Origin of the sequence: Rubrivivax benzoatilyticus JA2 = ATCC BAA-35 (genome assembly GCF_000190375.1) — a bacterium.
GTDB lineage: Bacteria > Pseudomonadota > Gammaproteobacteria > Burkholderiales > Burkholderiaceae_C > Rubrivivax > Rubrivivax benzoatilyticus.
Map to the genome: position 1 here is coordinate 1 of NZ_AEWG01000047.1, position 23,266 is coordinate 23,266.

Here is a 23,266-nt window from a genome sequence, read left to right on the forward strand (position 1 = left end):
GCAGGCGCATCACCAGCCCTCACCCCAACCCTCTCCCGCCCTGCGGGAGAGGGAGTAATGCCATGCAGCAGATCATCGACAGACGGCTCGCCGGCAAGAACAAGTCGATCGGCAACCGCGAGCGTTTCCTGCGCCGGCACAAGGAGCAGATCCGCGAGGCGGTCAAACGCGCGATCGACGGCCGCGGCATCCGCGACATCGAGCGTGGCGAGGAGATCCACATCCCCAAGCGCGACCTGAGCGAACCCGTCTTCGGCCACGGCCAGGGCGGGGTGCGCGAGATCGTGCATCCGGGCAACCAGGAGTACATCCGCGGCGACCGCATCGAGCGCCCCAAGGGCGGAGGAGGCGGCGGCAGCGGCAGCGGGCAGGCCAGCGACCAGGGTGAAGGCGAGGACGACTTCGCCTTCGCGCTGACGAAGGAAGAGTTCATGCAGGTCTTCTTCGAGGACCTGGCGCTGCCGCACCTGGTGCGCACCCAGCTCGCCGAAGTACCCGAGTGGAAGACGCACCGCGCCGGCTTCAGCAGCGACGGCACGCCGAACAACCTGCACGTCGTGCGTTCGATGCGCGGCGCGATCGGCCGCCGCATCGCCATCGGCGCCGCCTCGCGGCGCGAGCTGCACGAGATGGAGGACCGTCTGGCGGTGCTGAAGGCCGAGCTCCAGCCCGGCGACGCCGTCGCCGAACGCGAGATCGAGGCGCTGGAGGAAGAGATCGCCCGGCTGCGTGCGCGGGTCGAGCGCATCCCCTACCTGGACCCGATCGACCTGCGTTTCCGCAACCGGGTGCGTGTGCCGGTGCCCACCAGCAAGGCGGTGATGTTCTGCCTGATGGACGTCTCGGGCTCGATGGACGAGGCGCGCAAGGAGCTGTCCAAGCGTTTCTTCATCCTGCTCTACCTGTTCCTGACGCGTCACTACGAACGCATCGAGCTGGTCTTCATCCGCCACCACACGCAGGCGCAGGAAGTCGGTGAACACGACTTCTTCCATGCCCGCGAGACCGGCGGCACCGTCGTGTCGAGCGCGCTGGTGCTGATGGAGGAGATCATCCGCGCGCGCTACAGCCCGAGCGAGTGGAACATCTACGGCGCCCAGGCCAGCGACGGCGACAACTGGCACCACGACAGCGGCCGCTGCCGCGAGCTGCTGGGTGACAAGCTGCTGCCGCTGGTGCGCTACTACGCCTACGTGCAGGTCGCCGAGGAAGAGCAGAACCTCTGGGAGGAGTACACCCAGCTGCAGGCCGGGCACCGCCACTTCGCGATGCGCAAGGCCACCAGCGCCGACCAGATCTATCCGGTCTTCCGCGACCTGTTCAAGAAGGAAGGGAAGCAGGCGGCATGAAACACGGCACCGCGCGCACGCTGCTCACCGAGCCGATCCCGCCCGGCGAACGGCCCGGCGAACCCCTTCCCGGCCCGAGCGACTGGTCCTTCGAGCTGATCGACAAGTACCACGCGATCATCCGCGCGACCGCCGAACGTTTCGGCCTGGACACCTACCCGAACCAGCTCGAGATCATCACCGCCGAGCAGATGATGGACGCCTACGCGTCCGTCGGCATGCCGGTGAACTACCGCCACTGGAGCTACGGCAAGGAGTTCATCGCCACCGAGAAGAACTACAAGCGCGGCCACATGGGGCTGGCCTACGAGATCGTCATCAACTCCAACCCCTGCATCAGCTACCTGATGGAGGAGAACACGATGGCGATGCAGGCGCTCGTCATCGCCCACGCCGCCTACGGCCACAACAGCTTCTTCAAGGGCAACTACCTGTTCCGGATGTGGACCGACGCGTCGTCGATCATCGACTACCTCGTCTACGCCAAGGACTACGTCGCCAAGTGCGAGGAGAAGCACGGCCTGGAGGCCGTCGAGCTGTTCCTCGATTCCTGCCACGCGCTGGCCAACCACGGCGTCGACCGCTACCGCCGGCCCAGCCGCAAGTCGCTGGCGCAGGAGCTCGCCGAGCGCCAGGACCGCGAGGCCTACGTGCAGCAGCAGGTCAACGACCTCTGGCGCACGCTGCCGCGGCGCGCCGAGAAGGACGCCCCGTCACAGGAGAGCCGGCGCTTCCCCGAGGAGCCGCAGGAGAACCTGCTGTACTTCATCGAGAAGAACGCGCCGCTGCTCGAGCCCTGGCAGCGCGAGATCGTGCGCATCGTGCGCAAGATCGCGCAGTACTTCTATCCGCAGCGCCAGACCCAGGTGATGAACGAAGGCTGGGCCACGTTCTGGCACTACAAGCTGCTGAACACGATGTACGACGACGGTTACCTGACCGACGGCGTGATGATCGAGTGGCTGAAGTCGCACACCAACGTCGTCTACCAGCCGCCGGTCGGGCACCGTGCCTACAGCGGCATCAATCCCTACGCGCTCGGCTTCGCGATGTACAACGACATCCAGCGCATCTGCGAGAAGCCCACCGACGAGGACCGCCAGTGGTTCCCCGAGATCGCCGGCACGCCCTGGCTGCCGGCGCTGGACCAGGCGATGCGCAACTTCAAGGACGAGAGCTTCGTCGGCCAGTACCTGAGCCCGAAGCTGATGCGCGACCTGCGGCTGTTCACGATCCTCGACGACGAGAAGCAGAACGAGCTGGAGATCAGCGCCATCCACGACGAAGCCGGCTACCGGCGTGTGCGCGAGGCGCTGTCGCACCAGTACGACCTCGGCACGCGCGAGCCCAACATCCAGGTCTGGAACGTCAACCTGCGCGGTGACCGCTCGCTGGCGCTGCGCCACTTCCAGCACAACGATCGGCCGCTGCACGACAGCGCTGCCGAGGTGCTGAAACACGTCGCGCGGCTCTGGGGCTTCGCGGTGCACCTGGAGAGCGTCAACACGCGCGGCGACGTCACCAAGCGCTGGAACGTGCCGGCGCCGGCCTGAAACGACGAAGCCCCTTGCGGGGCTTCGTGTCGTGGAGGGCCCGGCGGGCCGTCTCAGTGGCTGCGCCGACGGCGCGTGCCGGCGACGGCCAGCAGCGCCAGGCCGCCCAGGGCCAGCGTGCCGGGTTCGGGCACGTCGTAGCTGAGCTTGTCCCAGTAGACGTCGTAGGCCGTGCTGCGGCCGTGGTTGTAGCTCTGGATGATCGCGTTGGCGATCGCCGTCGTGCCCGGGGCGACGTAGGCGTGCGACGCGAACAGCGCGCCGGCGCCGTCGAACACCTCGTACAGGAAGCTGCCGCCGCCGCCCAGCGTGATCGACAGCGTGTACCACTGGTCGAAGGCGTCACCGACGGCCACCACCGGAACCGTCCAGGAGCCCGGCTCGTTGCTGTCCCAGAAGCGGAAGCCGCCGGACGCGAACTCGATGATCGGATAGGCGCTGACCGCACCGGCGGTGTTGATGCCCGTGCCCCACAGGCCGGCCCAGCGTCCGCCGTAGCCGGCCGCTTCTTCGTCGATCCAGAGCTGCGCGCTCAGCTTGTAGGTGTCGGGCGCCAGGTCGTACTTGCGGCCTTGCGTGGCGTAGAAGTCCGCGGTGGCACCGGCCGGGTTGGTCGTCACCTTGAGGCGGTTCTCGCCGTCGAACTCGGCGCTCTCGAAGGCCGCCGGCGCTGCGCGGTCGACGTACCAGACGCCGGGCGCGCGCGACCCGGTCACGACGGTGTCGAAGTCCAGGGTCACCGTGGCCGCCTGGGCGCTGACGGCCGACAGGGCCAGCACGCCGGCCGTGGCCGCCCACTTGATCGCGAACATTGAGGTTCCTCCGTAGTTTTGACGCGTTATCCGCAGAAGGCGATCGGGACGATCGCCGTGTTGCGGCGAATCGTTAGCAATTCGTGCGCCAAACTAGGGATATCTGCAAAAGTCTTTATTTGACAAAGACTTGCACGCCTCTTGGGGAGGTTTGGAAACAACCTTGTCAGATATCTCGACAGTCTCTCGGCCGGTATCGAACGAGGCGTTCAGTTCCTGAATATCTTTCCCGGATTGAGTATTTGAAATGGATCAAGCGCCTGCTTGATCGCGCGCATCAGCGCAATGCCGCCGGCGCCGGCTTCCTCTTCCAGGAACGCCATCTTGTGCAGCCCGATGCCGTGTTCGCCGCTGCAGGTGCCTTCCATCGCGATCGCGCGGCGCACCATGCGTTCGCTCATCGCTTCGGCGGTCGCGCGCTCGGCGGCGTCGCCGTCGCGCACCAGGTAGGCGAGGTGGAAGTTGCCGTCGCCGACGTGGCCGACGATGTAGTAGGGCAGGCCGCTGGCCTCGGCGTCGGCCACCGAGGCTTCGACGATCTCGGCCAGGCGCGAGATCGGCACGCAGGTGTCGGTGGTCACCGAGCGTGTGCCCGGGTGCTGCTGCAGGCCGGCGAAGTAGGCCCGGTGGCGTGCGGCCCAGAGGCGGCTGCGCTCCTCGGGCGTGTCGGCCCACTCGAAGTCCTCGCCGCCCAGCTCGGCGGCGATGGCCTGCACGGTCTCGGCCTGTTCCTTGACGCCGGCCGGGCTGCCGTGGAACTCCATCAGCAGCATCGGCGCCTCGCGCAGCGCGAGCCCCGACTGGCGATTCACCGCGCGCACCGCGTTGACGTCCAGCAGCTCGCAGCGTGCGATCGGAACACCGAGCTGGATGGTCTGGATCGTCGTGCGCACCGCCGACGCGACGTCGGGGAAGTGGCAGACCGCGGCGCTGACGGCCTCCGGCAGCGGGACCAGGCGCACCGTCAGTTCGGTGATCACGCCCAGCGTGCCTTCGCTGCCGACGAACAGCCGCGTCAGGTCGTAACCGGCGGCCGACTTGCGGGCGCGTGTGCCGGTGTGCACGAGCTCGCCGCGGCCGGTGACGACGGTCAGCGCCAGCACGTTCTCGCGCATCGTGCCGTAGCGCACGGCGTTCGTGCCGCTGGCGCGTGTCGCGGCCATGCCGCCGAGCGACGCGTTGGCGCCCGGGTCGACCGGGAAGAACAGGCCCAGCGAGCGCAGCTCGGCGTTGAGCTGCTCGCGCGTGACGCCGGCCTCGACGGTGGCCGTCAGGTCGTCGGCGTCGATGCGCAGGATGCGTGTCAGACGCGAGACGTCGACGCTGAGCCCGCCCTGCACGGCCAGCAGATGGCCTTCGAGCGACGAGCCGGTGCCGTACGGGATGACCGGCACGCGGTGCTCGCCGGCCAGGCGCACGACCGCGGCAACTTCGTCGCTGCTCTCGCAGAACACGACCGCGTCGGGCGGCGTCACGGGGAAGGGCGACTCGTCGCGGCCGTGCTGCAGGCGCACCGCCTCGGTGGTGCTGCAGCGCTCGCCGAAGCGTGTGCGCAGCGCGGCCAGCAGCGTCTCGGGCAGCGGGCGACGCGCCGCCTGGGCGGCGGCATCGTGGGGGACAGCGCTCATGACCAACTCCTCGCACGCGGCCGGCGCCGCAGCGTCATCGCCTGGGCGGGGCATTCTAGGAGGCCGGTCAGGCGCCGACCTCAGGCCTTGCGCCGTGCGCGAACCGCGGCCGCCAGGCCGTCGAGCACGCCGACCGAGTCGTCCCAGCCGATGCAGGCGTCGGTGATGCTCACGCCGTACTCCAGCGCCGACGCGCGGTCCTTGCCGGCGCTGAACTTCTGCGCCCCGGGCTTCAGGTGGCTCTCGACCATCACGCCGAAGATGCAGCGGTTGCCGGCGGCGATCTGGCCGCCGACGTCGCGCATCACGTCGATCTGGCGCTGGTGCTGCTTGCTGCTGTTGGCGTGGCTGGCGTCGATCATCAGCCGGCACGGCAGCTTGGTCGCCTCGATCTCGGCGCAGGCCGCGGCGACGCTGGCGGCGTCGTAGTTCGGCGCCTTGCCGCCGCGCAGGATGACGTGGCAGTCCTTGTTGCCGCGGGTCTCGACGATCGCCACCTGGCCGTTCTTGTGCACCGACAGGAAGTGGTGCGGGCGCGCGGCGGCCTGGATCGCGTCGGTGGCGATCTTGATGTTGCCGTCGGTGCCGTTCTTGAAGCCGACCGGCGCCGACAGCCCGGAGGCCAGCTCGCGGTGCACCTGGCTCTCGGTGGTGCGTGCGCCGATCGCGCCCCAGGCGATCAGGTCGCCGATGTACTGCGGCGAGATCACGTCGAGGAACTCGCTGGCCGCCGGCACGCCTTCGCGGTTGATGTCGACGAGCAGCTGGCGCGCGATGCGCAGGCCTTCGTCGATGCGGAAGCTCTCGTCGAGGTAGGGGTCGTTGATCAGGCCCTTCCAGCCGACGGTGGTGCGCGGCTTCTCGAAATAGACGCGCATCACGATCTCGAGGTCGGCGGCGTGGCGTTCGCGCTCGGCCTTCAGGCGACGCGCGTACTCCACGGCCGCGGCCGGGTCGTGGATCGAGCACGGGCCGATGATGACGAGCAGCCGGTCGTCCTCGCCGTGCATGATCTGGCGGATCTTGTGCCGCGTGCCCGACACCAGCGTCTCGACCGGCGTGCCGGCGATCGGGAAGAAGCGGATCAGGTGGTCCGGCGGCGGCAGCGGCGTGACGTCGCGGATGCGCTGGTCGTCGGTCTGGCTGGTCTTCTCGCTCAGCGCGTAGCGGCTCTCGGTCGCTGCGGCGGATTTCGGGCTCATGACGGGGCTTCCTGTGGTCGGGGACGGGGCGAAAAAAACCGCCGGGGCTGCCGGCGGTTTTCTGGGTTCGCTCGCGTTTCTTCGGGTTACGCGTTTGCCTCTCCAGCCGCCGAACGGGGCGAGAACCAAAAGTACGCGAAGAAGAAGGCGGGCGAACGCATCGGGGTCGAATGTAGCACGCGGTGAGGATTGGGGTCAGGTCTTGCCTTTTGCACGCGGCGACGTTGGCGTCTTGCGCCGAGAGCGTCAGTGCAAAAGGCAAGACCTGACCCCGGCATTCGTCAGTACGCTTGCGCGCCGAAACCGGCGGCCTGCAACGCCTGCACGACGTCGGCGACGTGGCGCGGGTTGCGCGTCTGCAGCACCAGCTCGACCTCGACGTTCTGCGCCGACAGCGTCGAGAACGCGCGCTGGTGGTGGACCTCGTCGATGTTGGCGCCGGCCTGCGCGACCACCGTGGTGATGCGCGCCAGCACGCCGGGCGTGTCGCGCGCGCCGACGCGGATGCGCGCCAGCCGCCCGGCGCGAACCATGCCGCGGCCGATGATCGCCGACAGCAGCATCGGGTCGATGTTGCCGCCGCACAGCACGAGGCCGACCTTGCGCCCGGCGTAGCGCTCGGGCTCCTTCAGCAGCGCCGCCAGGCCGGCCGCGCCGGCGCCTTCGACCAGCGTCTTCTCGATCTCGAGCAGCATCACGATGGCCTGCTCGATGTCGCCTTCGTCGACCAGCACCAGGTCGTCGACCCGTTCGGCGATCAGCGCGCGCGTGATCTCGCCCGGCTGGCCGACGGCGATGCCTTCGGCGATCGTCGTCAGGCCTTGCGGGTGCTGCGTGCCCTTGACGGCGTTGACCATCGCCGGGAACCGCGCGGTCTGCACGCCGATGATGCGGATGTCCGGCCGCAGCGCACGCACCGCGGTGGCGATGCCGCTGATCAGCCCGCCGCCGCCGACGGCGACGACCAGCGTGTCCAGCTCGGGCTGCGCGCGCAGCATCTCCAGGCCGATCGTGCCCTGGCCGGCGATGACCAGCGGGTCGTCGAAGGGGTGCACGAACTCGAGCCTCTGCTCGGCGGCGATCTGCAGCGCGCGCTCGCGCGCCTCGTCGAAGGTCTCGCCGTGCAGCACGACCTCGGCACCGAAGCCGCGTGTGCGCTCGACCTTCACCGTCGGCGTGTGCACCGGCATCACGATGACGGCGCGCAGCCCCAGGCGCTGGGCGTGGTGGGCGACGCCCTGGGCGTGGTTGCCGGCCGAGGCGGCGACGACGCCGGCCACGCCCTGCTGCACCAGCGCGCAGAGCTTGTTCAGCGCGCCGCGCTCCTTGAACGAGGCGGTGAACTGCAGGTTCTCGAACTTCAGGAAGACCTGGGCGCCGAGGATCTGGCCGATCGTGCGGCTCTCGACGCAGGGCGTGTCCAGCACGTGGCCGGCCAGGCGGCCGGCGGCGGCCTCGATGTCGGCGTACTCGACGGCAGCCATCAGGCGGTGCCCCCGACGGTCAGGCGCTCGATGCGCAGCGTCGGCTGGCCGACGCCGACCGGCACGCTCTGGCCTTCCTTGCCGCAGGTGCCGACGCCGGTGTCCAGCTCCAGGTCGTTGCCGATCATGCTGACGCGCTTGAGCGCATCCGGGCCGCTGCCGATGATCGTCGCGCCCTTCACCGGGTACTGGATCCTGCCCTTCTCGACCCAGAAGGCCTCGCTGGCCGAGAAGACGAACTTGCCGCTCGTGATGTCGACCTGGCCGCCGCCGAAGTTGGTGGCGTAGAGGCCGCGCTTCATCGACGCGACGATCTCCTCGCGCGTCTTGTCGCCGGCGAGCATGTAGGTGTTGGTCATGCGCGGCATCGGCAGGTGGGCGTAGCTCTCGCGCCGGCCGTTGCCGGTGGGCTTCACGCCCATCAGGCGCGCGTTCAGGCTGTCCTGGATGTAGCTGACGAGGATGCCGTCCTCGATCAGCACGTTGCGCTTGGAGGCCACGCCTTCGTCGTCGACGTTGAGCGAACCGCGGCGGTCGGGCAGGGTGCCGTCGTCGAGCACGGTGACGCCCGGAGCGGCGACCCGCTGGCCCAGGCGGCCGGAGAAGGCGCTCGAACCCTTGCGGTTGAAGTCGCCTTCGAGCCCGTGGCCGACGGCCTCGTGCAGCAGCACGCCGGGCCAGCCGGGGCCGAGCACGACGCTCATCTCGCCGGCCGGCGCCGGGCGGCTCTCGAGGTTGGTCAGCGCCGCGTCGACGGCCTGGCGCACATAGCCTTCGATGACCGCGTCCTGGAAGTAGCCGAGGCCGAAACGCCCGCCGCCGCCGCCGGTGCCGACTTCACGCCGGCCGTCCTGCTCGGCGATCACGGTGAGCGACAGCCGCACCAGCGGCCGCACGTCGGCGGCGCGCGTGCCGTCGGCGCGCGCGACGAAGACGACGTCGTACTCGGCGGCCAGCCCGGCCATCACCTGGACGATGCGCGGGTCCTTGGCGCGGGCGAGCTTCTCGACACGCTCGAGCAGCGCCACCTTCTGCGTGCTGTCCAGCGTCGCGATCGGGTCCATCGGCGCGTACAGCGCCCGGCTGGCGGCGATGCGCGGCGCACGCGCCAGCTTGACACGTTTGTTCTGGCCGGCCGCGGCGATCGTGCGCACGGTGCGCGCGGCGTCCAGCAGCGCGGCCTCGGACAGGTCGTCGCTGTAGGCGAAGGCGGTCTTCTCGCCGGAGACGGCACGCACGCCGACCCCCTGGTCGATGCTGAAGCTGCCGCCCTTGACGATGCCTTCCTCCAGGCTCCAGCCCTCGTGGCGCGTGGACTGGAAATACAGGTCGGCGTCGTCGACACGATGCTCGGCGATCGTCGCCAGCGCCCGGGCGAGCTGCGCCTCGCCGATGCCGGCGGGTTCGAGCAGCGACGACTGCGCGATGGCCAGGCGTTCGAGGGTGGGTTCGCGGGTGATCATCGGCGCCTCCGGGTGGGGCGCGAATTGTAGGAGTCGCGTCTTGCCCGTGCCGCCGCGGTGGCGCTCGCCGGAGTTCAGCCGCGCCGCGCCAAGGCCTCCTGGTACAGCGCGTTGCGCGGCGCGCCGCTGATCTCGGCGGCCAGCGCGACCGCCTGCTTCAACGGCAGCTCGCGCAGCAGCACCTCCAGCGTCTGCAGCGCCGCCGGCGCCAGCCCTTCGGCCTCCACCGCCGGCAGCGCGTGCAGCACGAGCACGAACTCCCCGCGCACGCGGTTCGCATCGGCGGCCAGCCAGCCCGGCAGCTCGCCGGCGGCCATCGTCGCCACGGTCTCGAACTGCTTGGTCAGTTCGCGGCACAGCGTCACGTGGCGCTCGGGCGCGCCTTCGGCCAGCGTCGCCGCCAGTGCCTCGATGCGGTGCGGCGCCTCGAAAAGCACCTGCGTCGAACGCTCGCCCAGGCAGGCGGCCAGCGCGTCGCGCCGTTCGCCGCCGCGCGAAGGCAGGAAGCCGACGAAACGGAAGCCCGCGCCGACGGTGTCGCCGGCGACGCTGAGCGCCGTGACGGCGCTGCTCGCGCCCGGGATCGGGATCACCCGATGGCCGGCCGCCGCGGCCTGTGCCACCAGCACCGCGCCGGGGTCGCTGACCGCCGGCGTGCCGGCGTCGCTGACGTAGGCCACCGACTCGCCCGCCGCCAGCCGTGCCAGCACCGCGCCGCTGGCGCCTTGTTCGTTGTGGGCGTGCAGCGCGATCAGCGGCTTGTCCAGCCCCAGGTGGCGCAGCAACTGCGCGCCGACGCGCGTGTCCTCGCAGGCGACGGCGTCGGCGCGGGCCAGCACGTGCACCGCCCGAAGCGTGATGTCGGCCAGATTGCCGATCGGCGTGGCGACGACGTAGAGTGCGCCGGGCGGGAACTGCTGGCTGCCGGCGGCGGCATCGGCTGCGGCGAGCAGCGCGGAGGGCGTGATGTTCAAGGGCGCGTCGGAGCAGGGGACGAAGGCGCTCGGCGATGCCGCCGAGTCGCGGGCGCTGGCCTGGCTGCAAGCGCGCGGCCTGACGCTGCTGGAGCGCAATTATCGGGTCGCACGCGGCCCGCACGCGCGCGGCGGCGAGGTCGACCTGATCCTGCGCGACGCCGACGGCACGCTGGTCTTCGTCGAGGTGCGTTCACGGCGCAGCCGCGGCTTCGGCGGTGCCGCGGCCAGCATCGGCGCGAGCAAGCGGGCCCGCATCGTCTATGCCGCGCGCCACTACCTGCAGCGCTGGCGCGTGCTGCCGCCGTGCCGCTTCGATGTCGTCTGCATTGATGACGGGCGCGTTGAATGGCTTCAGGCGGCCTTCGACGCCGCTTGAACCCGCCGCCGGCGGGGCCGTGCCAACCCCGGGCCTTATCATCCCCCGCCTATGCTCGAGCAGCGGATCCAGCAGCAATTCTTCGACAGCGCCGACCTGAAGTACCAGACCGCCGAGGCGCTCTCGCGCCCGATCGCCGAGGCCTGCGGCGCCCTGGTCGGGGCCATCACCTCCGGCGGCAAGCTGATGATCGGCGGCAGCGGCGCCGCCTCGGCGCTGGCGCTGCACTTCGGCCAGCGCCTCGTCACCGGCTACGAACGCGAGCGCCCGCCGCTGCCGGCGATGGTGCTGGGCGCCGACGCCGAGCCGCTGATCCTGGCGCTGGGCCATCCGGGCGACGTGCTGTTCTGGATCGAGCCCGCCGACGGCGACGGCCAGCTCGCTCGCGCGGCGATCGCCGCGGCGCACGACAAGGACATGACGGTGGCCGGCCTCAGCGCCGGCACCGGGGCGGCGGCTGCGGCCGTCGCGGCGCAGCTCGCCGAAACCGACGTCAAGGTCGCGCTGCCGCACGCCCGCGGCGGCCGGGCGCTGGAACTCCAGCTGCTCGTGCTGCACTGCCTGTGCGACGCGATCGACCTCCAACTGATGGGAGAACAGGAACCGTGAACACCCGACTCGTGATGCGCCCGCTGGCGCTGGCCCTGGCTGCGGCGGCTGCCGCGACGACGCTGTCGGCCTGCGCACCGCTGATCGTCGGCGGTGCGATGGTCGGCGGCAGCATGATGATCATCGACCGGCGCACCTCCGGCGCGCAGGTCGAGGACCAGGCCATCGAGCTCAAGGGCGCCTCGGTCGTGCGCGATCTGGCGACGCTGGGCCACGTCAACGTCACCAGCTACAACCGCATGGTGCTGCTGACCGGCGAGGTGCCGACCGAGGACGACCGCCTGCGCGTCGAGAACGCGGTGCGCCGCGTCGAGAACGTGCGCAGCGTCACCAACGAGCTGGCCGTCGCCGGCAACAGCTCGCTGAGCTCGCGTTCCAACGACCTCGTGCTGACCAGCAAGGTCAAGGCGACCTTCGTCGACGCCAAGGACCTGCAGGCGCCGTCGGTCAAGGTCATCACCGAGCGCGGGACGGTCTACCTGATGGGCCGCGTCACCGAACGCGAGGCGGCGCGGGCCGCGGATCTGGCGCGCTCGGTGTCGGGCGTGCAGAAGGTGGTGCGCGTCTTCGAGGTGATCTCCGAAGCCGAACTCGCCAACCTGCAGAAGGCCACGCAGCCTTCGCAGCCGGCTTCCGGCAACCGCTGAGCGCCTGCGGGGCGGGCCGTGGTGGACCCGCCGCGCCCGCTCAGCCCAGCCGCTTGATCAGGCTGGACGTGTCCCAGCGGCCGCCGCCCTGGGCCTGGACCTCGGCGTAGAACTGGTCGACCAGCGCCGTCACCGGCACGCGCGCGCCGTTGCGGCGCGCCTCGTCGAGCACCAGGCCGAGGTCCTTGCGCATCCAGTCGACGGCGAAGCCGAAGTCGAACCTGCCTTCGACCATCGTCTTGCCGCGGTTGTCCATCTGCCAGCTCTGCGCCGCGCCCTTGCCGATGACGTCGAGCACCAGCGGCATGTCCAGCCCGGCGTGCCGGCCGAAGGCGATGGCCTCGGCCAGGCCCTGCACCAGCCCGGCGATGGCGATCTGGTTGACCATCTTCGCGAGCTGGCCGGCGCCGCTGTCGCCGATGCGCGTGACGGCGCGCGCGAAGGCCATCGCCACCGGCTTCATCGCGTCGAACGGCGCTTCGTCGCCGCCGCACATCACGGTCAGCACGCCGTTGACGGCACCGGCCTGGCCGCCGGAGACCGGGGCGTCGACGAACTGCAGGCTGCGTGCCGTGGCCGTGGCGTGCAGCTCGCGCGCGACTTCGGCCGAGGCCGTGGTGTGGTCGACGAAGACCGCGCCCGGCGCCATGCCGGCGAAGGCGCCGGTCTCGCCCAGCGTCACGGCGCGCAGGTCGTCGTCGTTGCCGACGCAGCAGAAGACGAACTCGGCGCCGGCGGCGGCTTCGGCCGGCGTCGGCGCGCGGGCGCCGCCGTATTCGGTGACCCAGGCCTGGGCCTTGGCGGCGCTGCGGTTGTAGACGGTGACGCGGTGGCCGGCGCGGGCGAGGTGCCCGGCCATCGGGTAGCCCATGACGCCCAGGCCGATGAAGGCGACGGCGCGGGGCGGGACGGGGTCGTAGGTCTTGCTCATCGGCGGGCGGTCTCAGGCGGTGGGGACCGCCGATTCTGCCGCCCGGCCGCGCCGCGTCAGATGACGCGCATGTTCTCCGTGCCGGCGGCGAGGTCGCGGCTGCGCGCGCGCTGGCTGTTGAGCTTGATCTGCAGGCGCAGGTCGTTGACCGAATCGGCGTTGCGCAGCGCGTCCTCGTAGCTGACGGCGTTGGCTTCGTAGAGGTCGTACAGCGACTGGTCGAAGGTCTGCATGCCGAGCTCGCGCGAGCGTTTCATCAGCTCCTTGATCTCGCCGATCTCGCCCTTGAAGATCATGTCCGACACCAGCGGCGTGTTGAGCATGATCTCCACCGCCGCGATGCGGCCGCGGCCTTCCTGGCGCGGCAGCAGGCGCTGGCTGATCAGCGCCTTGAGGTTCAGCGACAGGTCCATCAGCAGCTGGCCGCGGCGCTCCTCGGGGAAGAAGTTGATGATGCGGTCCAGCGCCTGGTTGGCGCTGTTGGCGTGCAGCGTGGCCATGCACAGGTGGCCGGTCTCGGCGAAGGCCACCGCGTGCTCCATCGTCTCGCGGTCGCGGATCTCGCCCATCAGGATCACGTCGGGCGCCTGGCGCAGCGTGTTCTTCAGCGCCTGCTCCCAGCCGTCGGTGTCGACGCCGACCTCGCGCTGCGTGACGATGCAGTTCTTGTGCGGGTGCACGAACTCGATCGGGTCCTCGACGGTGATGATGTGGCCGTAGGAGTGCTCGTTGCGCCAGTCGACCATCGCCGCCAGCGAGGTGCTCTTGCCCGAGCCGGTGGCGCCGACGAAGATCACCAGGCCGCGCTTGGTCATCGCGATGTCCTTGAGCACGCCGGGCAGGGCCAGCGTGTCGATCGTCGGCAGCGTCTGCGGGATCGTGCGCAGCACCAGGCCCACCTGGCCCTGCTGCATGAAGGCGTTGACGCGGAAGCGCCCGACGCCCTGCGGGCTGATCGCGAAGTTGCACTCCTTGGTGCGCTCGAACTCGGCGGCCTGCTTGTCGTTCATCACCGCGCGCGCCAGCTGCAGCGTGTGCTGGCCGGTCAGCGGCTGCGGCGAGACCTTGGTCACCTTGCCGTCGACCTTGATCGCCGGCGGGAAGTCGGCGGTGAGGAAAAGGTCCGAGCCGTTGCGCGCGATCATCAGGCGCAGCAGGTCGTTGACGAATTTCGAGGCCTGGTCGCGTTCCATCCGTGTACTCCCTTGTCCGATCAGGCGTCGCCGAGCAGCGCCGACAGCCGCGTGCTGGTCTGGCGCAGCCGCAGCGACAGCCGCCGTGCCAGCGCGGCGAGCAGCATCAAGGCCAGCTGCGCGTCGGCGTTCATCAGCGCCAGCAGCTGCGAGGTCTCGAGCACCGCCAGCACGCAGGGCTCGGTGCTGCGGCAATCCGACAGCCGCGGGCCGGCGTCCAGCAGCGACATCTCGCCGAGCACGTCGCCCGGCCGGATCTCGGCCAGCCGCGTGGCCGCGTTGCTGCCCTGGCGCTCGACGACGACCGCGCCTTCGAGCACCACGATCATGAACTCGCCCGGCTCGTCCTGGACGATCAGCCGCTGGCCCGCGCCGACGCGCACGAAGACGAGGTAGGGCGCCAGCCGCGCCATCGACGCCTCGTCGAACGGCCGCCGCCCGCCCGCCCACAGCGCCGCCAGCCGCCGCAGGCCTTCATCGGCGTCGAAGGCTTGTGCCCCCACCTGCGCCGCACGCTGCGCCCACGAAGCGGCCGTTCCGGGCGAGTCAAGCTGACGCCGCGGATCCGGCTCCGCCGGTCCGCTGGCGTCGCCCCCCTGGGGGGGAGCGCCGGAGGCGCTTCGGGGGGGGGCCATCCCTAGCCGGGGAAGTTCTCGGGAATCTTCGCCTTGCCCCGCGCCTCGGCCGGCGTGATCACGTTGCGGCGCACCAGGTCGGCGAGGTTCTGGTCCAGCGTCTGCATGCCCAGGCTCTGGCCGGTCTGGATGGCCGAGTACATCTGGGCGATCTTGTTCTCGCGGATCAGGTTCTTGATCGCCGACGTGGCGATCATGATCTCGTGCGCCGCGACGCGGCCCGAGCCGTCCTTCAGCTTGCACAGCGTCTGCGAGATGACGGCGACGAGCGACTCCGACAGCATCGCGCGCACCATCTCCTTCTCGGCCGCGGGGAAGACGTCGACGACGCGGTCGATGGTCTTGGCGGCGCTGGAGGTGTGCAGCGTGCCGAACACCAGGTGGCCGGTCTCGGCGGCGGTCAGCGCCAGGCGGATCGTCTCCAGGTCGCGCATTTCGCCGACCAGCACGGCGTCCGGGTCCTCGCGCAGCGCCGAGCGCAGCGCGTTGGCGAAGGACAGCGTGTGCGGCCCGACCTCGCGCTGGTTGACGAGGCACTTCTTGCTCTCGTGCACGAACTCGATCGGGTCCTCGACGGTGAGCACGTGGCCGTACTCGTTCTCGTTGAGGTGGTTGACCATCGCCGCCAGCGTCGTGCTCTTGCCCGAGCCGGTGGGGCCGGTGACGAGCACCAGGCCGCGCGGCTTCAGCGCCAGCTCGGCGAAGACCTTGGGCGTGCCGAGCTGCTCCAGCGTCAGGATCTTGCTCGGGATCGTGCGGAACACCGCGCCGGCACCGCGGTTCTGGTTGAACGCGTTGACACGAAAACGTGCGAGGCCCTGGATCTCGAAGCTGAAGTCGCACTCCAGCGTGTCCTCGTAATGCTTGCGCTGGGCGTCGTTCATGATGTCGTAGACCATCGAATGGACCATCTTGTGGTCCAGCGGTTCGACATTGATTCGACGCACGTCGCCGTGCACGCGGATCATCGGCGGCAGCCCCGCCGACAGGTGCAGGTCCGAGGCCTTGTTCTTGACCGAGAATGCGAGCAGCTGGGTGATGTCCATGACGGGAGCGCGAGGGCGCCATTCGCCCAGTGATCGAACGATTATGGGCAGCATCGGAAGCAACCTGCAAGAAGTGAAGCGGCGTATCGCCGCAGCCGCGAATGCGGCCGGCCGGGACGCGCAAAGCGTCACGCTGCTGGCGGTGTCCAAGACCTTTCCCGCCTCGGCGGTGAGGGCCGCGCACGGTGAAGGGCAGCGGGCCTTCGGCGAGAACTACGTCCAGGAAGCGCTGGCCAAGATCGCCGAGCTCGTCGACCTGCGGCCCGAGCTCGAATGGCATCTGATCGGCCCGCTGCAGAGCAACAAGACGCGCCCGGTGGCCGAGGCCTTCGACTGGGTGCATTCGGTGGACCGGCTGAAGATCGCCCAGCGCCTGGCCGAGCAGCGCCCGGCCTGGCTGCCGCCGCTGCAGCTGTGCCTGCAGGTCAACGTCAGTGGCGAGGCCTCCAAGAGCGGCTGCGCGCCCGAGGACCTGCCGGCGCTGGCGCATGCCGTCGCCGCGCTGCCGGCCGAGCGTGTGCGGCTGCGCGGGCTGATGGCCATCCCCGAGCCGAGCGAGGACCCGGCGGCGCAGCGCCAGCCGCTGGCGCGGCTGCGCACGATGCTCGCCGCGCTGAACGCCGACGGCCTGGCGCTGGACACCTTGTCGATGGGCATGAGCGCCGATCTCGAGGCCGCGGTCGCCGAGGGCGCGACGCTGGTGCGCGTCGGCACGGCGATCTTCGGCCGGCGCTGAGCCGGCACCGGCGCCTCAGGCCGGCTCAGTACAGCCCCAGCGCCAGCCCGAGTTCGAGCGCCATCGCGGCGACCAGCGCCACGATCGCCATGCCTTCGACGAACGCGAGCTGCCGGCGTTCATGGCCCGGCCGGGGCTCGGGCGGCAGCAGGGCGCCCGGCGGGTACTCGCCGATCCTGGACGAGGCGAAGCGCGAGACGGGGCCGTGTCGCCCCGCAGGTTTGGTGTTCGAGAACATTCGTACTCCCTGTCGTTCCCGATGTCGTCGTGCCGCACGGGCGGCTGGCGCCGATCTAATCATCGTTTTTGGTGAATCGGCACAGGGATCACCCGGCTGCAGAGGGCAGGCCGTGGTGTCGTTCTCGTTTTCAGCGATTCGGCCCGTCGGCGGGCCGCCGGCAGGGCTCAGACCGGGATGCGGGCGCTGTTCTTCACTTCTTCCATCACCGCGTAGGTGCGCGTCTCGCGCACGCCGGGCAGCGTCCAGATGACGGTGCCGATGAACTCGCGGTAGGCCGCCATGTCGGCGACACGCGTCTTCAGCAGGTAGTCGAAGCCGCCGGCGACGAGATGCGCCTCGAGGATCTCGGGCCGCACCTGCACCGCCGCCTTGAAGGTGTCCATCACGTCGTGCACCGTGCGGTCGAGCAGGATCTCGACGAAGACCAGCAGCCCGGCGCCGAGCTTGCTCGGGTCCAGCCGGGCCTCGTAGCCGACGATGTAGCCGTCGCGCGTGAGGCGTTTGACACGTTCGAGCACCGCGGTCGGCGACAAATGCACCTCCTCGGCCAGCTTCAGGTTGCTGATGCGCCCGTCGGCCTGCAGCACGCGCAGGATGCGGCGGTCGATCTTGTCCAGTTCGCGGGGGCCGGATCGAAGGCCCTGCTCGGTGTTGGCGTCGTCCATCCGTGGGATTCTCGGTCAAACCGGCTTCATTCCGAATCGGATGCGGTGCGTCGGCCCCCACACTGCGCCCGTTTGTCGCCCAGGAGTGCCCCCATGTCCGTCCCGCCGCCGCGTGAACGCCTGCCGTTCCCGTACCGCCCCGAGTCCGAGGCCGTCGCCGCCGCGCTCGCGTCGCTGCAGGGCGCGCTCGACTGGCCGCGTGTGATCGCGACCGCCACGCCCTGGGTCGAGCAGGTGCGCGCCCACCCGGCGCCGTTCTGGGCGATGGAGTCGCTGCTGCGCGAGTACCCGATCTCCAGCGCCGAAGGCCTGGCGCTGATGCGTCTGGCCGAAGCGCTGCTGCGTGTGCCCGACGCCGAGACCGCCGTCGCGCTGACCGCCGACCAGCTCGGCCGCGCCGACTTCGACGGCACGGGCGACGAAGGCCCGCACAAGATGCTGGCCAGCCTGTCGGCGAGCGCCATCGCGCTGTCGAAGAAGTTCCTGCCCGGCGCCGAGCAGCCGGCCGGCCTGCTGCAGCGCCTGGGCGCACGCACCGTCGTCGCCGCCACCGTGCGCGCGATCCAGCTGCTGGGCCGCCAGTTCGTGCTCGGCCGCAGCATCGACGAGGCGATGAAGGAAGCCGCGGCGCAGCGCAAGGCGCAACCGATGCTGCGCTTCAGCTACGACATGCTGGGCGAGGGCGCACGCACCGAAGCCGACGCCGAGCGCTACCTCGCCAGCTACGAGAACGCGATCGCCGCCATCGCCTCCGGCCGCGCCGAACGCGGGCCGCTGTCGCCGATGGAAGGCGACGGCATCTCGATCAAGCTGTCGGCGCTGTTCTCGCGTTACGAGGACGCGCAGCGCGAACGTGTCTTCGAGACCCTGCTGCCGCGCGTCTGGACGCTGGTCGAACGCGCCGCCGCCGCCAACCTGAACCTGACGATCGACGCCGAGGAGGTCGACCGGCTGGAGCTGTCGCTGGACGTCTTCGACGCCGTCGCCGACCGCATCGCCGCCGCCTTCCCGCAGTGGCAGGGCTTCGGCCTGGCGATGCAGGCCTACCAGACGCGTGCGCTGGCGGTCATCGACGAGGTCGCCGCGATCGCGCGCCGTCACGGCCTGCGCTTCATGGTCCGCCTGGTCAAGGGCGCCTACTGGGACGGCGAAGCCAAACGCGCCCAGGAGCTGGGCCTGCCGGCCTACCCGCTGTTCACGCACAAGCACCACACCGACATCTCCTACCTGGCCTGCGCGCGCGCGATGCTGGGCCACGCCGACGTGCTGTACCCGCAGTTCGCGTCGCACAACGCCGGCACGATCGCCGCGATCCTGCAGATGGCACGTGCCGCCGGCGTGCCTTTCGAGATGCAGCGTCTGCACGGCATGGGCGAGGGCGTGTACCGCGAGGTGCTGAAGGACGGCAGCATCGCCTGCCGCGTCTACGCCCCGGTCGGCGAGCACCGCGACCTGCTGGCCTACCTGGTGCGCCGGCTGCTCGAGAACGGCGCCAACTCGTCCTTCGTGCACCAGCTCGCCGACCCGGCGGTGGCGCCGGAGGTGCTGCTGGCCTCGCCGCTGGCGCCCACGGCCGAATCCGGCCTGCCGCTGCCGGCGGCGCTGTACGGCCCGGCGCGGCCCAACTCGGCCGGTGCCGACCTGGCCTGCGAGGCGATGCGTGCGCCGCTGCTGGCGGCCGTCGCCGCGACGCGCGTGCCCGCCGTCGCCGAGGCACGCCCCGAGGACACGGCCGCCGCGATGGCGCGCCTGGCCGCCGGCTTCGGCGCCTGGAGCGCGCGCCCGCTGGCCGAGCGTGCCGGCGCGCTGCGCCGCGCCGCCGACCTGCTCGAAGCACGCCTGCCCGAGTACTGCGGCCTGCTCGTCAAGGAGGCGCACAAGACGCTGGGCGACGCCGTCTCCGAGGTGCGCGAGGCCGCCGACTTCTGCCGCTACTACGCCGAACAGGCCGAGGCGCGGCTGGGCGAGCAGTTGCTGCCCGGCCCGACCGGCGAGCGCAACACGCTGCGCCTGCACGGCCGCGGCGTCTTCGTCTGCATCAGCCCGTGGAACTTCCCGCTGGCGATCTTCGCCGGCCAGGTGGTGGCCGCGCTCGTCGCCGGCAACACCGTCGCCGCCAAACCCGCCGAGCAGACGCCGGCGGTGGCCGAACGTTTCGTCGCCCTGCTGCACGAGGCCGGCGTGCCCGAGGACGCGCTGGTGCTGCTGCACGGCCCCGGCGAGACCGTCGGCGCCGCGCTGGTGGCCGACGCGCGCACCGCGGGCGTCTGTTTCACCGGCAGCACCCAGGTCGCGCGGCTCATCAACCGCACGCTGGCGGCCAAGGACGGCGCGATCGTGCCGCTGATCGCCGAGACCGGCGGCCTGAACGCGATGATCGTCGACAGCACCGCGCTGCCCGAGCAGGTGGTCGACGCGGTCGTGCAGAGCGCCTTCCGCTCGGCCGGCCAGCGCTGCTCGGCGCTGCGCCTGCTGGCGGTGCACGAAAGCGTCGCCGACGGCGTGTTCACGATGCTCGCCGGGGCGATGAAGGAACTCTCGCTCGGCGACCCGGCGCTGCTGGCCACCGACGTCGGCCCGGTGATCGACGACGAGGCTTTCGCCCATATCGAGCGCCACGTCGCCCGTCTGCGGGCCGAAGCGCGCCTGGTCGGCGAGACGCCGGCGCCGGCCGCACCGGCGGTGCCGCGCCTGGTCGCGCCGGTGGCGTTCGAGATCGGCGCCGTCGAGGATCTGCGCGAGGAGATCTTCGGCCCCGTGCTGCACCTGGTGCGCTGGAGCGGCGACGTCGAGCAGCTCGTCGCGCGCATCAACGCGCTGGGCTACGGGCTGACGCTGGGCGTGCAGACGCGCATCGACAGCCGCGCCGAACGCATCGCGCACTTGGCTCGCATCGGCAACGTCTACGTCAACCGCAACATCATCGGCGCGGTCGTCGGCGTGCAGCCTTTCGGTGGTGAAGGCCTGTCGGGCACCGGCCCCAAGGCCGGCGGCCCGCACTACCTGTACCGCTTCTGCGCCGAGCAGACGCTGACGGTGAACACCGCCGCCGCCGGCGGCAACGCCGAACTGCTGGCCGGGATCGGCCACTGAGCGCGGGAGGCCTCGCGGCCTCCCGGGCGGGTCTCAGTTCAGGTACATCCCGAGGTAGCGTCGGCCGTGGCTGACGACCTCGGGGTCGGGGCAGACCTCGAACCACTCGACCATCTGCACCCGCGCCTTCTCGCGCCACTCGGCCTTGTCGCGCAGCACGATGTCCAGCAGCTGCTCGAAGGCGGCGCCGAAGTCGCCGCGGTGGGCGTGCAGCGCGGCGAGCGCAAAACGTGCGTCGAAGTCCTTCGGGTTGGCGGCGATGCGCGCAGCCAGCGCCTCGGGGTCGCCCTCCGGCGCCTGCGAAGCCAGCGCCAGGCGCTTCAGCAGCTTGGCGTGGCGCTCGTCGCGTTCGGCTTCGGGGATCGCGTCCAGCAGCGCCTGGGCTTCGGCCAGCGCGCCTTCGCCGAGCAGGGCCTCGGCTTCGTCCAGCGGGCCCCATTGCGGCTCTTGCTCGGGCTGCTCGTCGGCCGGGCCGAGGTGGCGGTCGAGGAAGGCGCGGATCTGGCCTTCGGGCAGCGCGCCCATGAACTGGTCGACCGGGCGGCCGCCGGCGAACAGCGTCACCTGCGGGATGCTGCGGATGCCCATCGCCTGCGCGACCTGCGGCGACTCGTCGGTGTTCAGCTTGGCGAGCACGAAGCGGCCGCCGTAGGCCTGCACCAGCTTCTCGAGGATCGGGCCGAGCGAACGGCAGGGCCCGCACCACGGCGCCCAGCAATCCAGCAGCACGGGCACGTCGAGCGAACGGTCGAGGACGGCGGTTTCGAAGTCGGCGTCGGAGACGTCGTAGGAGAGCGGCGGGGTCGTCATGGCGGGTCTGGGTCTTGTCAGTCGAGCCGGACGCCCAGGCGCGTGATCACCGGGCCCCAGCGCTTGATGTCGGCGTCGATCGTACGACGGAAGTCGGCGGCGCTGCCGCCCACCGGCGCGAGGCCCTGCGCGTCCAGCGCCTGGCGCACCGCGGGCTCGCGCAGCACCGTGTTGACGTCGGCGGCGATGCGCGCGAGCACCACCTCGGGCGTGCCGGCCGGCGCCAGCAGGCCGTTCCAGGCCAGCGACTGCACGGCCGGATACCCGGCTTCGGCCATCGTCGGCAGTTCGGGCAGCGAGTGCACGCGCTCGGCGCTGGTCACGGCCAGCAGGCGCAGGCGGTTCGCGCGGGCGTGCGGCAGCAGCGCCGGCGCGACCATGAAGGTCGCTTCGGCTTCGCCCTGGGCCACCGCCAGCGCGGCCGGCGGCGAGCCGTTGTAGGGCACGTGCACGCCGGCGATGCCCGCCTCGTGCAGGAACAGCTCCATCGTCAGATGCGCCGAGCTGCCGTTGCCCAGCGACGAGTAGGCGATGCCGTCGCGGCGTGTGCGCGCCCAGGCGACGAACTCGGCCACGGAGCGCGCCGGCACACGCTCGGCGTTGACCGCCAGCACGTTGGGCTGCGAGGTCGTCATCACGAGGGGCCGCAGGTCGCGCGCCGGGTCGTAGGGCATGCGCCGGTAGAGGAAGGGCGCGAATGCCACCGGGCCGTTGAAGCCGAGTGCGAGGGTGTGGCCGTCGCGTGCCTTGGCCGCGGCGTCGACGCCGAGCATGCCGCCGGCGCCGGGTTTGTTGTCGACGACCACCGGCTGGCCCCAGCGTGCTGCCAGGCGTTCGCCGAGCAGGCGGGCGATCAGGTCCAGCGAGCTGCCCGGCCCGGTCGGCACGACCAGGTGCACGGGCCGCGTGGGCCAGGCGTCGGCAGCACGGGCCGTGGCGGCGCCCAGCGCGGCCAGACCGAGGAGGGCGGTTCGGCGTCTCATGTCGAAACGGGTTGTAACCCGGGGGGCGGAGCGGAACCTAAGATCCTAAGCACCTCTGCCGCGGCGCACCTTGTCGCAGTTCGTGGCCGAGGCTCCGTATCCGAACGAGGAGAAGACGAATGAATGCAAGACGTTTGGCCGCACGTGGCGTGGCCGTCGCGCTGGCGGTGACGGTGCTGGCCGGCTGCGAGACCATGGACGAACGCAGCAAGGGCACCGCCACCGGGGCCGCCATCGGTGCGCTCGGCGGGGCCGTGATCAGCAAGGCCACCGGCGGCAAGGCGGGCACCGGGGCGGTGATCGGCGGCGTCGTCGGCGCCGTCGGCGGCAACCTGTGGTCCAAGCGCATGGAGGAGAAGCGCCGGGCGATGGAGCAGGCCACCGCCGGCACCGGCATCGACGTCGCGCGCACGCCGGACAACGAGCTGAAGGTCAACGTGCCCAGCGACCTGTCCTTCGCCGTCGGCCGCGCCGACCTGCAGCCTTCGCTGCGCCCGGTGCTCGACCAGTTCGCCAAGGGGCTGGACCAGACGATGCACGTGCGCATCGTCGGCCACACCGACAGCACCGGCAGCGACGCGATCAACGACCCGCTGTCGCTGGCGCGCGCCCGCACCGTGCGCGACTACCTCGAAGACCGCGGCGTGCCCGCCGCCCGCCTGGAGATCGCCGGCCGCGGCTCGCGCGAGCCGGTGGCCGACAACGGCAGCGACGCCGGCCGCGCCAAGAACCGCCGCGTCGAGATCTTTCTCCGCGAGCCCGGCGCCTGAGTCCCGCCACGGCCCGTCTTCGCCGGGTCGTCGGTGCACCGCGTTAAGCCCGGGTACGCGGTC

Annotated in this window: 22 protein-coding genes; 8 read left to right on the forward strand and 14 right to left on the reverse strand. The window is 70.9% G+C overall.

What is annotated here, in order from left to right:
- Positions 1–62: 62 nt before the first annotated feature.
- Entirely contained in the window at positions 63–1,349 is a 1,287-nt protein-coding gene (locus tag RBXJA2T_RS04995) for a YeaH/YhbH family protein (protein ID WP_009856238.1), read from the forward strand.
- Positions 1,346–2,902 carry a SpoVR family protein gene (locus RBXJA2T_RS05000; RefSeq protein ID WP_009856239.1) on the forward strand — a complete coding sequence of 519 codons (1,557 nt, stop codon included), beginning with the start codon at positions 1,346–1,348 and terminating at the stop codon, positions 2,900–2,902. The genes RBXJA2T_RS04995 and RBXJA2T_RS05000 overlap by 4 nt, the downstream gene beginning before the upstream one ends.
- A 53-nt stretch (positions 2,903–2,955) precedes the next feature.
- On the opposite strand, the gene RBXJA2T_RS20555 is transcribed toward RBXJA2T_RS05000, so the two are convergent.
- From RBXJA2T_RS20555 to rsmI, 6 genes are all read right to left on the reverse strand, one after another.
- A complete protein-coding gene (locus tag RBXJA2T_RS20555; RefSeq protein ID WP_009856240.1) occupies positions 2,956–3,714 on the reverse strand; it encodes a PEP-CTERM sorting domain-containing protein in 759 nt (252 codons plus the stop codon).
- A 209-nt stretch (positions 3,715–3,923) separates the two neighbouring features.
- On the reverse strand, positions 3,924–5,342 hold the full coding sequence (locus RBXJA2T_RS05010) for an FAD-binding oxidoreductase (protein ID WP_009856241.1): 1,419 nt from the start codon (positions 5,340–5,342) through the stop codon (positions 3,924–3,926).
- 80 nt (positions 5,343–5,422) lie between these two features.
- The gene (locus RBXJA2T_RS05015; protein WP_009856242.1) at positions 5,423–6,544 is read right to left on the reverse strand and encodes a 3-deoxy-7-phosphoheptulonate synthase; all 1,122 of its coding nucleotides are present in this window, start codon (positions 6,542–6,544) and stop codon (positions 5,423–5,425) included.
- A gap of 281 nt (positions 6,545–6,825) precedes the next feature.
- Positions 6,826–8,028, reverse strand: coding sequence for a threonine ammonia-lyase (locus RBXJA2T_RS05020; RefSeq protein WP_009856243.1), 1,203 nt, complete (start codon positions 8,026–8,028; stop codon positions 6,826–6,828).
- The gene (tldD, locus tag RBXJA2T_RS05025; protein ID WP_009856244.1) at positions 8,028–9,491 is read right to left on the reverse strand and encodes a metalloprotease TldD; all 1,464 of its coding nucleotides are present in this window, start codon (positions 9,489–9,491) and stop codon (positions 8,028–8,030) included. The genes RBXJA2T_RS05020 and tldD overlap by 1 nt, the downstream gene beginning before the upstream one ends.
- Positions 9,492–9,565: 74 nt before the next feature.
- Positions 9,566–10,465 (reverse strand): 16S rRNA (cytidine(1402)-2'-O)-methyltransferase, encoded by a 900-nt coding sequence (rsmI, locus tag RBXJA2T_RS05030; RefSeq protein WP_029718412.1) that lies wholly within the window; start codon positions 10,463–10,465, stop codon positions 9,566–9,568.
- On the opposite strand from rsmI, the gene RBXJA2T_RS05035 reads away from it, so the two are divergent.
- Genes RBXJA2T_RS05035 through RBXJA2T_RS05045 form a run of 3 tightly spaced genes read left to right on the forward strand, consistent with a single transcriptional unit; the run spans position 10,458 to position 12,100 of the window.
- Positions 10,458–10,844 carry a YraN family protein gene (locus RBXJA2T_RS05035; protein ID WP_009856246.1) on the forward strand — a complete coding sequence of 129 codons (387 nt, stop codon included), beginning with the start codon at positions 10,458–10,460 and terminating at the stop codon, positions 10,842–10,844. The two genes, rsmI and RBXJA2T_RS05035, sit on opposite strands and share 8 nt — an antisense overlap.
- Positions 10,845–10,895: 51 nt before the next feature.
- Positions 10,896–11,453, forward strand: a complete 558-nt coding sequence (locus RBXJA2T_RS05040) for an SIS domain-containing protein (RefSeq protein WP_009856247.1) — start codon at positions 10,896–10,898, stop codon at positions 11,451–11,453.
- A gap of 14 nt (positions 11,454–11,467) precedes the next feature.
- Positions 11,468–12,100, forward strand: coding sequence for a BON domain-containing protein (locus RBXJA2T_RS05045; protein ID WP_009856248.1), 633 nt, complete (start codon positions 11,468–11,470; stop codon positions 12,098–12,100).
- Positions 12,101–12,140: 40 nt separating this feature from the next.
- Here the strand turns inward: RBXJA2T_RS05045 and RBXJA2T_RS05050 are convergent, their stop codons facing one another.
- The 4 genes from RBXJA2T_RS05050 to RBXJA2T_RS05065 all read right to left on the reverse strand — a co-directional run bounded on the left by RBXJA2T_RS05050 (position 12,141) and on the right by RBXJA2T_RS05065 (position 15,905).
- The gene (locus RBXJA2T_RS05050) at positions 12,141–13,031 is read right to left on the reverse strand and encodes an NAD(P)-dependent oxidoreductase (RefSeq protein WP_009856249.1); all 891 of its coding nucleotides are present in this window, start codon (positions 13,029–13,031) and stop codon (positions 12,141–12,143) included.
- A 56-nt stretch (positions 13,032–13,087) separates the two neighbouring features.
- Positions 13,088–14,224, reverse strand: coding sequence for a PilT/PilU family type 4a pilus ATPase (locus tag RBXJA2T_RS05055; RefSeq protein WP_009856250.1), 1,137 nt, complete (start codon positions 14,222–14,224; stop codon positions 13,088–13,090).
- A 20-nt stretch (positions 14,225–14,244) separates the two neighbouring features.
- Positions 14,245–14,727, reverse strand: a complete 483-nt coding sequence (locus RBXJA2T_RS05060; protein WP_009856251.1) for a cyclic nucleotide-binding domain-containing protein — start codon at positions 14,725–14,727, stop codon at positions 14,245–14,247.
- Positions 14,728–14,861: 134 nt separating this feature from the next.
- Complete coding sequence (locus RBXJA2T_RS05065; RefSeq protein ID WP_009856252.1) at positions 14,862–15,905, reverse strand: type IV pilus twitching motility protein PilT; 1,044 nt, start codon at positions 15,903–15,905, stop codon at positions 14,862–14,864.
- A gap of 43 nt (positions 15,906–15,948) precedes the next feature.
- Between RBXJA2T_RS05065 and RBXJA2T_RS05070 the strand changes: the two genes are divergently transcribed.
- Complete coding sequence (locus RBXJA2T_RS05070; protein ID WP_009856253.1) at positions 15,949–16,641, forward strand: YggS family pyridoxal phosphate-dependent enzyme; 693 nt, start codon at positions 15,949–15,951, stop codon at positions 16,639–16,641.
- A gap of 25 nt (positions 16,642–16,666) precedes the next feature.
- Here RBXJA2T_RS05070 and RBXJA2T_RS05075 read toward each other — a convergent pair whose 3' ends face one another.
- Both RBXJA2T_RS05075 and RBXJA2T_RS05080 read right to left on the reverse strand, forming a co-directional pair.
- Positions 16,667–16,879: a hypothetical protein gene (locus RBXJA2T_RS05075; protein ID WP_009856254.1), complete on the reverse strand. Its 213-nt coding sequence runs from the start codon at positions 16,877–16,879 to the stop codon at positions 16,667–16,669.
- Positions 16,880–17,046: 167 nt separating this feature from the next.
- Positions 17,047–17,547 carry an Lrp/AsnC ligand binding domain-containing protein gene (locus tag RBXJA2T_RS05080; protein ID WP_009856255.1) on the reverse strand — a complete coding sequence of 167 codons (501 nt, stop codon included), beginning with the start codon at positions 17,545–17,547 and terminating at the stop codon, positions 17,047–17,049.
- 93 nt (positions 17,548–17,640) lie between these two features.
- Here RBXJA2T_RS05080 and RBXJA2T_RS05085 point away from each other — a divergent pair, with 93 nt between their 5' ends.
- A complete protein-coding gene (locus tag RBXJA2T_RS05085; RefSeq protein WP_009856256.1) occupies positions 17,641–20,640 on the forward strand; it encodes an L-glutamate gamma-semialdehyde dehydrogenase in 3,000 nt (999 codons plus the stop codon).
- A gap of 33 nt (positions 20,641–20,673) precedes the next feature.
- On the opposite strand, the gene RBXJA2T_RS05090 is transcribed toward RBXJA2T_RS05085, so the two are convergent.
- Positions 20,674–21,450, reverse strand: coding sequence for a tetratricopeptide repeat protein (locus RBXJA2T_RS05090; protein ID WP_009856257.1), 777 nt, complete (start codon positions 21,448–21,450; stop codon positions 20,674–20,676).
- Positions 21,451–21,467: 17 nt separating this feature from the next.
- Positions 21,468–22,433, reverse strand: coding sequence for a Bug family tripartite tricarboxylate transporter substrate binding protein (locus RBXJA2T_RS05095; RefSeq protein ID WP_009856258.1), 966 nt, complete (start codon positions 22,431–22,433; stop codon positions 21,468–21,470).
- 119 nt (positions 22,434–22,552) lie between these two features.
- Between RBXJA2T_RS05095 and RBXJA2T_RS05100 the strand changes: the two genes are divergently transcribed.
- The gene (locus tag RBXJA2T_RS05100) at positions 22,553–23,203 is read left to right on the forward strand and encodes a YiaD family glycine zipper/OmpA-like lipoprotein (RefSeq protein WP_029718415.1); all 651 of its coding nucleotides are present in this window, start codon (positions 22,553–22,555) and stop codon (positions 23,201–23,203) included.
- The last annotated feature ends 63 nt before the right edge of the window (positions 23,204–23,266 follow it).